The following is a 12,580-nucleotide window of genomic DNA, read 5'->3' on the forward strand; positions in this document are numbered from 1 at the left end:
GAACGGATCGTGGCGCTAATTCATCGAATGCCGGGGAGCGGTGATGTCTCTTCACCCTGCGTCATGCCAGGACGCCGTCGTGCCGTCCCAGGGGGTAGGTGCATGGCTCGGCTGAGCCGCATCGGCAAAGCGCAGGGGAGCAACGACATGACGTATTTGGAAGCCATCCGCGAGTCGGGAGTTGCTCGGCTCCATCTCGTCGCACGCTACTAGAACGGAAACGACGCCTGTGGCCAATTCAGACGAACAAATGCTTGCAGTGCTTGCGTCCCTCGAGCAGTGCCGCGCCATGCTCGCGGCGACGGGCAATCGCGAATCGGCGCATTTGGTCTCGGTTGCCATCCTCGACCTGCGCATGAAGCTGAACCGTCTGAGCGAGGACGATCTGAAATCGCTTTGCGATGAGATGGTTCAAGCCGACAATCCCGACAAGCTGCGCGATGCGAAGCTGCAGCCAGGTCAGCGCCGGCCACCGTTGCTTCGAGTGGTGAAATAGCACAGTTCGGTGTGTGCACAAGGGTGCATTTGGCGCATTTGTGATATGTCGTGATCCCACGGTGAGGCGCGCGCCGGCTCGCAGACGAGCCGGTTGAAGCGAGGCGACACTCCCTATCGGGGCGGGGGACTTCGCCAATGAGGCCCCGATCCGGGGGCGTCGGGCTCTATCCTGGCGAAAGCCCGCAGGCCGTGATCATCGTTGACCGCCGTAACTTCGGCACGTCTGTTGCGTATTCCCCGCATCGGCGGCAAGAAGCGTCGTGCCCCGGCTTGCGCCTGGAGGGGCGTATCGCGGGACTCGCATGATCCAGAACGTATCGATTCCGGCCGCGTTCATTGCTGGCTTGGTCAGTTTTCTTTCGCCCTGCGTGCTACCGCTGGTTCCTCCGTATTTGATCTATCTCACCGGCGCCACGATCGAGCACATCGAGAGCGACGAGCCTCCGGCCGCGTCGCGTCGCGCCGTGATGATCTCGGCCGCACTGTTCGTGCTGGGCTTCTCCACCGTGTTCGTGATGCTGGGGGCGAGCGCCTCGCTGATCGGCGGCCTGATCCGGGCCTGGTCGGAGCAGTTGTCCATCCTCGCCGGCGTCGTCATCATCGTGATGGGCCTGCACTTCCTCGGCCTGACGCGGATCTCGTTCCTGATGCGCGAAGGGCGGCTGCCGATCCCCAAGCCGGTCGGCCTGTGGGGCGCCTATGTCATGGGGCTCGCCTTCGCCTTCGGCTGGACGCCGTGCATCGGGCCGATCCTGGCGGCGATCCTCTCGATCGCAGCTGCGGAGACGACGGTCGCCAAGGGGGCCGGGCTTCTTGCCGTCTATTCCGCCGGCCTCGGCATTCCGTTCCTGGTCGCGGCGTTCATGATCGAACAGTTCTCGGCGCTGTTCATCCGCATGCGTGGCCATCTCGTGAACATCGAGCGCGCGATGGGCGTGCTGATGATCGCCACCGGCATCGGCTTTCTCACTGGCGCGGTCTCGACCTTCAGCATCTGGCTGCTCGAGACGTTCCCGGCGCTGCAGAGGTTCGGCTGACGCGGCTCAATCGTCGAGCTTGCAGGTGATGGTGTAGACCACGCCCGGCGGCAGGAAGTCGACCGTGGCCTCGCCGCCGAGCTGATCGCGCGCGCTGCGCTCGATCAGGCGGGAGCCGAAGCCGCGCTGGATCGGCGCCGAGACCACCGGGCCGCCGGTTTCCTGCCACACCAGCCGCAGCCGTGCCGGCAGCTTCTTCGCCGCGTCGGCCGCGTTCGCCAGCTCCCAGGACAGATCGACCGTGCCGGTGTCGTTGGAGAACGCACCATATTTGGCGGCGTTGGTTGCGATCTCATGCACGATCATCGACAGCACGACGGCGAGCCGCGGCGACAGCGCCACCTTCGGGCCGGAGATCCTGATGCGGTCGGGCGTGTTGAGGCGGTAGGGCTTGAGCACGCGCTCGATCACGTCCTGCAGCTCAGAACCCTGCCATTTCTCCTTGCTGAGCAGATTATGCGCCTCGGCGAGCGCGCCGAGCCGGCCCTCGAACTTCTCACGCTCAAGGCGGCTGGCGCTGCGGAAGGTCTGCACCGCGATCGCCTGCAGGATCGCCAGCGTGTTCTTGACCCGGTGATTGAGCTCCTCGATCAGCAGGTCGTGCAGCATCTCGGCGCGCGCGATCGTCGTCGCCATCCGCACCGCGAAGGCCAGACCGATCGCCAGCATGATGCCGCCGAGCAGGCTGGTGACGGCGAGGTTGCGCCACAACGGCGCAACCAGCGAATCCTCGGCGATGCCGGCGCCGATGGTCCATCCGGTGAGGGTGGAATGGGTGAAGCTCGACAGCAGCGGCACGCCCTCGAGCGATACGCTCGACAGCGTCGCCTCCTGCTCGCTGCGCATGCGATCAAACACCGAGGGCGAGGCCTGCTTGCCTATCGTCTCCGCCGGATTTGGCACGCGTGCGAAGACGGTCGCCTGGCGGTCGAGCAGCGACAAGGTCCAGTCCGGATTCGGCCGCTGCTTTTCCAGGATGGTCTGGAACATCTCGATCGGCGGGCTGAACGAGATGTCATAGACGACCTCGCCGTCGCGAAAGACGGGCACCTCGACGGTGACGATCAGGCTCTTCTTCACGACGCCGTAGAACAGGTCGGAATATTGCGGCTGCCGGGTCTCGAACACGCGGCGGGTGATCTCGCGGTTGTTGCGCGTCGGCAGGTGAGCCGTATCCGTCGTCGCCGACGAGAACAGCTGGCGTCCGTTGCGGTCGGCGACCACGATCGTGCCGTTCTTGCCGTACTGCTCGAGGAAGCCCGTCGCGATCGGCCGGAAGCGTTCGAAATCGCCGGTGGTCAGGGCATCGGTCAGCGCCAGGACCTGAACGCCGCCAGTCATGCGCTGCATTTCGGCATCGAGCGTCAGCCGGATGCTGCGCACCGTCTCCAGCACGCGCTGACGGGCGTCGCTGCGATCCTGCATGTAGCTGTGCAAGACGATTCCGCCTGCGAACAGGATGAGCGGCAGTGTGGTCCCTGCGACCAGAAGAGCAAGCCGGATCGGCAGGGAGAGTTTTGGCACGGATGCCCCGTTTGAGCTGGCGCTGCTGATCGCCGTTGGGACTGACGCAGGCGGGAGACGCGTCGGGCGGAGGCGAATTTGTGCGGCGAGCGCATATCAGGCTGGAGCGGCTGCCTCCGCAAGGGCTCGGCGGTTGCAGCCGTTCACATGACTGTCAGCATAAGAGAGCACCGCGTGCACGCCAAGCGCAACGCGCGGGGATCGCCGGTTCCCTGAGCGGCTTTACCGCCACGACGCCGCTCCTAGACGTTGCTTTCGGTGATCGCCGCGTACACCATCGTGCGCAGCTCGCGGCGGATCGGGTAGGCGCTCGACGGCAAGACCTGGGTCATGAAGATCGTGATCAGCTCCTCGGCCGGGTCGATCCAGAACGCCGTGGAGGCCGCACCGCCCCAGGCATATTCGCCGGCGCTGCCGGGAATCAACGTCTTGGCCGGATCCATCGTCACCGAGAAGCCGAGACCGAAGCCGATCCCGTTATAGGCTGCTTCCGCGAACATCGAGCGCGACAGCGCCGGCAGGTCGACGCCGCCCGGCAGATGGTTCGAGGTCATCAGCTTCAGCGTCTTCGGTCCGAGCAGCCTGACGCCGCCGAGCTCGCCGCCATTGAGCAATGCGCGGCAGAACGTCAGATAGTCGGCCGTGGTCGAGCACAGGCCGCCGCCGCCGGAGATGAAGTCGGGCGGGCTCAGGAACGAGCTGGTCGCCGGGTCGTCCTGCAAGGTCAGGCCGCCCTTGCGATCGGCGGCGTGGAACGACAAGGCGCCGCCGGCATCGGCCGAGTAGCACGCCGCCAGCCGGTGCGCCTTCGCCGCGGGCACGTGGAAATCGGTGTCGCTCATGCCGAGCGGATCGAAGATGCGCTGCTTCAGGACTTGCTCGAACGGCTGGTCGGCGATCTTGCCGACGAGATAGCCGACCACGTCGGTCGAGACCGAGTAGTTCCAGGCCTCGCCCGGCGAGAATTCGAGCGGAATACGCGAGAGATCATCGATCATCGACTGCAGCGTTCCCGCCTTTTCGACTGCGCCGATCTTGGCGTCGCGATAGGCGGCATCGACGTTCGATCGCTGCTGGAAGCCGTAGGTCAGGCCGGAGGTGTGGCGCAGCAGGTCGACGATCAGCATCGGCCGCGACGGCGGCCGGCTGACAAAGGCCGGCGCGGTGCCGGCGACGAACACGCCGAGATTCTTCCACTCCGGAATGTATTTCGCGACCGGCTCGTCGAGCGCGACCTTGCCTTCCTCGACCAGCATCATGAAGGCGACCGAGGTGATCGGCTTGGTCATCGAATAGATGCGGTAGATCGTGTCGTCCCTGACCGGGACCTTGCGCTCGACGTCGGCATAGCCGAGCGAGCTCGCATGCACGATCTTGCCGCGGCGATAGACCATCAACTGCGTCCCGGGAAAGCGGCCGGCCTCGACATAGCGCTGCCGCAGATGGGCATCGATGCGATCGAGCGCGGCTTTCGACATGCCGACGGTTTCGGGCGAGGCGGGTGTCGGGGCGAGCATCGGGCGTCTCCGCTATGATCGGTTTCTGGCGGCCTGCGCGAGGATCGGCCGCGCATCCCGTTTGTTCCGGGTGATAGCCGAAAATCGCGCCGCGTCCAATGGCAGGCCAGGCATGCGTCGTGTACCCTTTGCGCCGGGAGGAATTGGCAATGACACAATTCAATGAAGGCGAGCTCACGGAGGCCGTCGTCGCGAGCCTCGAACGGACACCCGATCCGCGCGCGAAATTCCTGCTGCAGGAATTGGTGAAGTCGCTGCACGATTATGTGCGCCGGACGGAGCTCACTTTCGACGAATGGGCCGCCGCCATCGACTTTCTCACCCGCACCGGACAGACCTGCACCGCAAGCCGGCAGGAGTTCATCCTGCTGTCCGACGTGCTCGGCGTGTCGATGCTGGTCGACGCCATCAATCATCGCGACCGGGCAGGGGCGACGGAGACGACCGTACTCGGCCCGTTCTACGTCGGCGAGCACAAGGTGACGCCCCACGGCACCGACATCTCGGCGGATCTCAAGGGCGAGAAGATGTTCGTCCAGGGACGGGTGACCGATCTGGCGGGTGCCCCGCTGGCAGGCGCCGCGGTCGATGTCTGGCATGCCGACGACGAGGGCTTCTACGATTCGCAGCGGCCGTCCTATGAAAGCGATGGTCCGTCGTCGCGGGCGCGCTTCATCACCGATGCGGATGGCCGCTTTTTCTTCCGCACCATCCTGCCCTGCAGCTATCCGATCCCGACCGACGGTCCGGTGGGACGGATGATCCTCGAGACCAAGCGTCATCCGATGCGCCCGGCCCATGTGCATTTCCTGGTGGACGCCAAGGGCTACGAGCCGCTCATCACCCATGTCTTCGTCGGCGGCGACGAATATCTCGACAGCGACGTCGTCTTTGGCGTCAAGGACGAGCTCATCGCCCAGGTCGAGCGGCGCAGCGACGCTGTGATGCCGGACGGCAAGCTGGCCATCGGGCCATGGCACTTGATGACCTACGATTTCCGCATGAAGCCGGGAGCGGGCGTGGCGCCGAGGCCGCTTGGCGCGATCGCGCCTGAACCCGCCTGATCCGCAGCCGGCAGGTCCGCCTACCAGCCGCCGTGGCGAGCCGCGAGCAGGATGATCACTGCGATCGCGAGCAGCGCAGTCGTCGCCTTCCAGAACAGCAGCGGATTGCGCTCGATCAGGGGCGTCCGGCCGCCGCCGATATAGGCGGGATTGGGGTGCCGAAGGTCGAAGACGAATTCCGAGAGGCTCTCGTAACGTTTGGCGGCGACGGGATGGACGGCGCGCCGGAGTGCGCCATCGATCCAGAGCGGGACGGTTTGGTCATCGCCGGAGGCCGGGTGATAAAGCACCTTGCGAAACTGCGCCCGGGTTCGTGCACGTGCCATCTGCGCGCCGTAGGGCAGCCGGCCCGTCAGCATCTGGTAGGCGATCACGCCGAGCGAGAACTGGTCGGACCATTCGGAGCCGCCCTCGCCGAGAAAATATTCCGGCGCCGTATACTGCTGGGTGCCGAGGATGCTGTCGTGGTCGGCAGCCGGATCGGCCTCGACCACGCCGCTGACGCGCACCGATCCGAAATCGATGATCTTCACCGTCCCGGTCCGGTCGATCATGATGTTTGCAGGCCGCAGATCCTGGTGCAGCACTTCCTTGCGATGCAGCGCCTGCAGCCCCCTGGCGATCTGCTCGATGATGTCTCTGACGGCATCGAGATCGGCTTTGGGATGGTCGATCATCCATTGCGCCAGGGTCTGGCCTTCGACGAATTCGGTGACGACGTAGAGATGATCGCGGCGACGCGTCGATGGGAAGGCCTTCAGCACGTGCGGGTTGTCGATCCGCCGCGCAATCCAGTCTTCCATCAGGAACCGTTTGAGATAGGCCGGGTCGCCGCGCAGGTCGATCGAAGGCACCTTGAGGGCGACGGCGAGCTCCGTCTCGACGTCGACGGCCAGATAGATGTGGCTGCGGCTGCTGGCGTGGATCTCGCGCACGATCCGGTAGCCCTCGAAGATCATCCGCGCGTCCAGCACCGGCGCCGGCGGCAGCTGCTCGGCCTGGACCGGAATCTCGGCGGCATCGCCGGCACCGAGTTCGTCGATCCGCACGATCTGGATCGTGAGATTGTCCGCGCTGCCCTGCGCCAGCGCCTCAGCGACGATGATACGGGCCGCCTGGTCGAGGTCGTGGGAATTCTCTTTCAACACGTTGGCGACAAAACGCTTGCCCACGTGTTCGTGAACGCCGTCGGTCGCGAGCACGAAGATGTCGCCGCGCTCGATCCGAATGGCCTGATAGTCGATTTCGACCTCGGGATTGACCCCGAGCGCACGCCCCAGATAGCTCTGCTGCGACGAGATGATGACGCGATGATCGTCGGTGAGCTGTTCGAGCGAATGGCCTGCGGGGCGATAGATGCGACAATCGCCGATATGGAAGAGATGCGCCGTGGCCGCCTTGATCACCACCGCGCTGAGCGTGCAGACGTAACCCTTGTCGCGGTCATAGGCGTATTGGCTGGCTCTGGTCTGGGCGTAGAGCCAGGAGTTGGCCGCGGCGATCACGCGTCGCGCCGAGGTCTTCACCGACCAGGCATCCGGCGTACAATAATAGTCGGTCAGGAAGCTCTTGACCGCCGACTCGCTCGCAATGTGGCTGACCTCGCTGCTGCTGATCCCGTCCGCGATGGCGATCGCGATGCCCTTCAGGCTGAGCGCCGGCTCATCGGGAATCAGTGCGCCGTGGAAGTCCTGGTTGCCCGGCTTCTGCCCTTTGTCGGAATGCGCTCCGATGGTGATCCGCAATGGCATTTGGGCTATCGAGCGATTTGAGGAGAGTCCGACCTTAACTGAAGCCGGGCTCTCCAAGGGAGACGGAAATCAGGCCGCGACGCGGGCTGCGATCTTGGCATCACGCTTCGGCTGCGTCCTGATGTGAGTGGCATAGAGCGTCAGGCCGGTGAACGAGAGACCGCCGACGAGATTGCCGAGCACGGTCGGGATCTCGTTCCAGATCAGGTAGTCCATGATCGAGAACTTCGCATGGAGCATCAGCCCCGACGGAAACAGGAACATGTTCACCACCGAATGCTCGAACACCATGTAGAAGAACACCAGGATCGGCATCCACATCGCCAGCACCTTGCCCGGGACCGTCGTCGAGATCATCGCGCCGACCACGCCGGTGGAGACCATCCAGTTGCACAGCATGCCGCGGATGAACAGCGTCGCCATGCCGGCCGCGCCATGCGCCGCGTAGCCGAGCGTCCTGCCTTCACCGATATTGCCGATGACAGCGCCGACCTTGTCCGGCTCCTGCGTGAAGCCGAACGTGGTCACGAATGCCATCATGAAGGCAACGGTCAGTGCTCCGGCGAAATTGCCGATGAAGACGAGGCCCCAGTTGCGCAGCACGCCCGCGAGGGTCACGCCCGGACGCTTGTCGATGAGCGCCAGCGGCGACAGCACGAACACGCCGGTCAGCAGATCGAAGCCCAGCAAATAGAGCATGCAGAAGCCGACCGGAAACAACAGCGCGCCGATGATCGGCTGGCCTGTGTTCACATTGATGGTGACGGCAAACCAGGCCGCGAGCGCCAGGATCGCGCCAGCCATGTAGGCGCGGATGACGGTGTCCCGGGTCGACATGAAGATCTTGGACTCGCCTGCGTCCACCATCTTGGTCACGAATTCTGAAGGCGCGAGGTACGACATTCAAACGTCCTTTGTTTGCTCTCGGGAATAGATTGCGCGCTGCCTTGCGAGAGGTTCTGGCTCTCGCGGGACATCGCCACGGGCAGGCGGATCGGATGTCGAATGCGGGGAAGGGCGTCACGACGACCGCGCCGAGGTGACCCCGGTCGCGAGCGCGCGTCCGTCCCGGAGATCAGGCGCCATCGGCCTCGACAGTCCGGCGAACCGCAGTCATCGTTGACTTGTAGGCGTCGAAGCAATGCCTGTGCCAATTTTGACGCCAATCAAAAGATCATCGATTTCAATCGATTACGTTTGGACGTCCGGGCCGCGGCTGCTTGAAAGGGCTGATTTGCTGCCCTGGTGCTCATGGAACAATCGCGCCATGCCCACTTTGTGTGCGGCGCACACAAAGTGGGCGAATCGCAAATTTTGGATGCGGCCTTCTGCCTCTGATGGATTTGCTGTGTGCAGTTAAACGATTGAATTTACTTGTAAATTCAAAATTGATGCGTTGGCACGAAGCTTGAAAGAGCATTCGCGACGCCATCGATGCCGTCCGCGCAATCCTCATCCGAATCGTGACGCTGCCCCTTCCGAGGCCACCTCGGAACACGCGCCTTCGTGCGTGGCGCAGCGACCCGCAACGGACGGCCTTTTCACCCATCGAGCGCTCTTCAGACAAAGGACGACAGCACTCATGACGAAGACTGCCAATCCTGCTCGCCGCAACGGCTTCAGCCGTCGTCAGCTTCTCAAGGCGGGCGCCGGCACGGCTGCGCTGCTAGCAGCCGCGAAGCTGAACTTGCCGGGCGGAGCGTTCGCCCAGGGGGCGGGGCCGGAAGTCGCCAGCGCCAAGCTCGGCTTCATCGCGCTCAGCGATGCCGGTCCGCTGTTCGTGGCCAAGGACAAGGGCATCTTCGCCAAATACGGCATGCCCGACGTCGACGTACAGAAGCAGGCCTCGTGGGGCACCACGCGCGACAATCTCGTGCTCGGCTCTGAAGGCAACGGCATCGACGGCGCGCACATCCTGACCCCGATGCCGTACCTGATCTCCTCGGGCAAGGTGACGCAGAACAACCAGCCGACGCCGATGTACATTCTGGCGCGGCTCAATCTCGATGCGCAGTGCATCTCGGTCGGCAAGGAATATGCGGACCTCAAGCTCGGCCTCGATACCGCGCCGTTCAAAGCCGCGCTGGAGAAGAAGAAGGCCTCCGGCAAGTCCGTGAAGGCCGCGATGACCTTCCCGGGCGGCACCCACGATCTCTGGATCCGCTACTGGCTCGCCGCCGGCGGCATCGATCCCGACAAGGACATCGAGACCATCGTGGTGCCGCCGCCGCAGATGGTGGCCAACATGAAGGTCGGCACCATGGACTGCTTCTGCGTCGGCGAGCCGTGGAATGCGCAGCTCGTCAACCAGGGTATCGGCTACACCGCCGTCACGACGGGCGAGATCTGGAACAAGCATCCCGAAAAATCCTTCGCGATGCGCGCCGCCTTTGTCGACAAATATCCGAAGGCCGCGAAAGCGTTGACGATGGCGGTGATGGAAGCGCAGCAGTGGGCCGACAAGATGGAGAACAAGCAGGAGCTTGCGACCATCATGGCCAAGCGGCAGTGGATGAATTGCCCGGTCGAGGACGTCGCCGGACGCACGGCCGGCAAGTTCGACTACGGTACCGGCAAGGTCGTCGACAACTCGCCGCACATCATGAAGTATTGGCGCGACTTCGCGTCCTATCCATTCCAGAGCCACGATCTCTGGTTCATCACCGAGGACATCCGGTGGGGCAAGTATGAGGCTGGCTTCGACGCCAAGTCGCTGATCGCCAAGGTCAACCGCGAGGACATCTGGCGCGAGGCCGCCAAGGAGATGAACGTCGCAGCCGCCGAGATTCCGACCTCCAAGTCGCGCGGCAAGGAGACCTTCTTCGACGGCAAGGTGTTCGATCCGGAAGATCCCGCCGCCTACCTGAAGTCGCTGTCGATCAAGCGCGTCGACGCCTGATCAGGACCTCCCGCTGCGCGCGCAAGGCGCGCGGCCTCTCTCATTGCACGGAGAAAGATTTCCGATGTCCATGCCAGCGTTGACCAACGATAGCGCTCCCCAGGTCGTGCCGACCGCGGCGGCGTCCACCTCGGCGTCCATCGTGACCATGACGCCCAAGCAGGCGCCGAAAGCCGAACGCTATGGAAAGATGGCCCGCGAGGCCGCGGTGCGCGTGGTGCCGCCGTTGATCGTGCTGGCGCTGTTCCTGCTGATTTGGGAGCTGGTCTGCCGCCGGGCCGGCTCGGCGCTGCCGCCGCCCTCCCGGGTGTTCAGCGATACCCGCGAGCTGATCTTCGATCCGTTCTTCGATCATGGCGGCATCGACAAGGGACTGTTCTGGCATCTCGAGGCCAGCCTGCGCCGCGTCGCCTTCGGCTACGCGATTGCTGCCGTCGTCGGCGTCGGTGTCGGCACGCTGATCGGCCAGTCGGTGTGGGCCATGCGCGGCCTCGATCCGATCTTCCAGGTGCTGCGCACGATCCCGCCGCTCGCCTGGCTGCCGCTGTCGCTGGCGGCGTTCCGCGACGGCCAGCCGTCGGCGATCTTCGTCATCTTCATCACCTCGGTATGGCCGATCATCATCAACACCGCGGTCGGCATCCGCAACATTCCGCAGGACTATCGCAACGTCGCCGCGGTGGTGCAGCTCAATCCGCTGGAGTTCTTCGGCAAGATCATGATTCCGGCGGCCGCGCCCTACATCTTCACCGGCCTGCGCATCGGCATCGGCCTGTCGTGGCTCGCGATCGTCGCGGCCGAGATGCTGATCGGCGGCGTCGGCATCGGCTTCTTCATCTGGGATGCGTGGAATTCCTCGCATATCAGCGAGATCATCCTGGCGCTGTTCTATGTCGGCATCATCGGCTTCGTGCTCGATCGCCTGATTGCGGTCGTCGGTAAGATCGTCACCCGCGGCACCGCGACGAATTGAGAGGTAGAGATCATGGCCTATCTGAAGCTCGATCACGTCGACAAGACCTTCACCCGCGGCACCGCCACCACCGAAGTGCTGAAGGACATCAACCTCTCGATCAACAAGGGCGAATACGTCTCGATCATCGGCCATTCCGGCTGCGGCAAGTCGACGATGCTCAACATCGTGGCGGGGCTCACCACGGCCACGACCGGCGGCGTGCTGCTGGAGGAGCGCGAAGTCAATTCGCCGGGACCCGACCGCGCCGTGGTGTTCCAGAACCACAGCCTGCTGCCCTGGCTGACGGTCTACGAGAACGTGCGGCTCGGCGTCGACAAGGTGTTCGCCAAGACCAAGACCCGCGCCGAGCGCGACGCCTGGACCATGCACAATCTGAACCTGGTGCAGATGGCCCATGCCAAGGACAAGCGGCCCAACGAGGTCTCCGGCGGCATGAAGCAGCGCGTCGGCATTGCCCGTGCGCTCGCCATGGAGCCGAAAGTGCTGCTGCTCGACGAGCCGTTCGGCGCGCTCGACGCGCTGACGCGGGCGCATCTGCAGGACTCGGTGATGGCGCTGCACCAGAAGCTCGGCAATACCATCCTGATGATCACGCACGATGTCGACGAGGCGGTGCTGCTGTCCGACCGCATCGTGATGATGACCAACGGCCCGAGCGCGCATATCGGCGAGGTGCTCGAGGTCGCCCTGCCGCGGCCGCGCAAGCGGCTCGAGCTGGCGACCAACGCCACCTACGTCAAGTGTCGCCAGCGCGTGCTGGAGTTCCTGTATGAGCGGCATCGCTACGTCGAGGCGGCGTGACGATTGGAAAGCGGAGAGCGCATCGAACCGCTCTCCGCGTCGGGCAACTAACGGGTTCTCGTTTCCATCATAAGGATTTCCCATGACGCCGTCTCAGATCGCATTGGTTCAGGATAGCTTTGCCAGGGTCGCGCCGATCTCCGATCAGGCCGCGACCATCTTCTACGATCGGCTGTTCGAGGTCGCGCCGCAGGTGCGCGCGATGTTTCCCGACGATCTCACCGAGCAGCGCAAGAAGCTGATGGCGACCTTGGCGGTCGTCGTCAATGGATTGACGAATCTGCCCGCGATCCTGCCGGCGGCAAGCGCGCTCGCCAAGCGCCACGTCGATTACGGCGCCAGGCCGGAGCACTATCCGGTGGTCGGCGCCGCGCTGCTGTGGACCCTCGAGAAGGGACTTGGCGACGGCTGGACGCCCGATGTCGCCGATGCCTGGACCGCGGCCTACGGCACGCTGTCCGGCTACATGATCGCGGAAGCCCATGGCAAGGCGCAGGCGGCGGAGTAGGCGCT

11 protein-coding genes are annotated in these 12,580 nt (G+C 64.3%); 7 read left to right on the top strand and 4 right to left on the bottom strand.

Annotation, left to right across the window (positions count from 1 at the left end; all coding sequences use genetic code 11):
- Positions 1–250 precede the first annotated feature (250 nt).
- Positions 251–496: a hypothetical protein gene (locus QW887_RS11370; RefSeq protein ID WP_315737708.1), complete on the top strand. Its 246-nt coding sequence runs from the start codon at positions 251–253 to the stop codon at positions 494–496.
- 304 nt (positions 497–800) lie between these two features.
- Positions 801–1,535, top strand: a complete 735-nt coding sequence (locus QW887_RS11375; protein ID WP_315715723.1) for a cytochrome c biogenesis CcdA family protein — start codon at positions 801–803, stop codon at positions 1,533–1,535.
- Between the two features lie 6 nt (positions 1,536–1,541).
- Here QW887_RS11375 and QW887_RS11380 read toward each other — a convergent pair whose 3' ends face one another.
- Both QW887_RS11380 and QW887_RS11385 read right to left on the bottom strand, forming a co-directional pair.
- Entirely contained in the window at positions 1,542–3,059 is a 1,518-nt protein-coding gene (locus QW887_RS11380) for a sensor histidine kinase (protein WP_315715724.1), read from the bottom strand.
- A 242-nt stretch (positions 3,060–3,301) separates the two neighbouring features.
- On the bottom strand, positions 3,302–4,576 hold the full coding sequence (locus QW887_RS11385) for a serine hydrolase domain-containing protein (RefSeq protein ID WP_315715725.1): 1,275 nt from the start codon (positions 4,574–4,576) through the stop codon (positions 3,302–3,304).
- 149 nt (positions 4,577–4,725) lie between these two features.
- On the opposite strand from QW887_RS11385, the gene QW887_RS11390 reads away from it, so the two are divergent.
- Positions 4,726–5,640 carry a dioxygenase gene (locus QW887_RS11390; protein WP_315715726.1) on the top strand — a complete coding sequence of 305 codons (915 nt, stop codon included), beginning with the start codon at positions 4,726–4,728 and terminating at the stop codon, positions 5,638–5,640.
- 20 nt (positions 5,641–5,660) lie between these two features.
- Here the strand turns inward: QW887_RS11390 and QW887_RS11395 are convergent, their stop codons facing one another.
- Together QW887_RS11395 and QW887_RS11400 are read right to left on the bottom strand one after the other, a co-directional pair.
- Complete coding sequence (locus QW887_RS11395; RefSeq protein WP_315715727.1) at positions 5,661–7,391, bottom strand: bifunctional protein-serine/threonine kinase/phosphatase; 1,731 nt, start codon at positions 7,389–7,391, stop codon at positions 5,661–5,663.
- Between the two features lie 69 nt (positions 7,392–7,460).
- Positions 7,461–8,294, bottom strand: coding sequence for a formate/nitrite transporter family protein (locus QW887_RS11400; protein ID WP_315715728.1), 834 nt, complete (start codon positions 8,292–8,294; stop codon positions 7,461–7,463).
- Between the two features lie 679 nt (positions 8,295–8,973).
- Between QW887_RS11400 and QW887_RS11405 the strand changes: the two genes are divergently transcribed.
- The 4 genes from QW887_RS11405 (at position 8,974) to QW887_RS11420 (ending at position 12,575) form a co-directional block, all read left to right on the top strand.
- A complete protein-coding gene (locus QW887_RS11405; protein WP_315715729.1) occupies positions 8,974–10,290 on the top strand; it encodes a CmpA/NrtA family ABC transporter substrate-binding protein in 1,317 nt (438 codons plus the stop codon).
- Between the two features lie 64 nt (positions 10,291–10,354).
- On the top strand, positions 10,355–11,263 hold the full coding sequence (gene ntrB, locus QW887_RS11410) for a nitrate ABC transporter permease (RefSeq protein ID WP_316194538.1): 909 nt from the start codon (positions 10,355–10,357) through the stop codon (positions 11,261–11,263).
- A 9-nt stretch (positions 11,264–11,272) separates the two neighbouring features.
- The gene (locus tag QW887_RS11415) at positions 11,273–12,067 is read left to right on the top strand and encodes an ABC transporter ATP-binding protein (protein ID WP_315715819.1); all 795 of its coding nucleotides are present in this window, start codon (positions 11,273–11,275) and stop codon (positions 12,065–12,067) included.
- 82 nt (positions 12,068–12,149) lie between these two features.
- The gene (locus QW887_RS11420) at positions 12,150–12,575 is read left to right on the top strand and encodes a globin family protein (RefSeq protein WP_315826409.1); all 426 of its coding nucleotides are present in this window, start codon (positions 12,150–12,152) and stop codon (positions 12,573–12,575) included.
- The last annotated feature ends 5 nt before the right edge of the window (positions 12,576–12,580 follow it).

The sequence above is a fragment of the Bradyrhizobium sp. SZCCHNRI3052 genome (assembly GCF_032484895.1).
Taxonomy (GTDB): domain Bacteria; phylum Pseudomonadota; class Alphaproteobacteria; order Rhizobiales; family Xanthobacteraceae; genus Bradyrhizobium.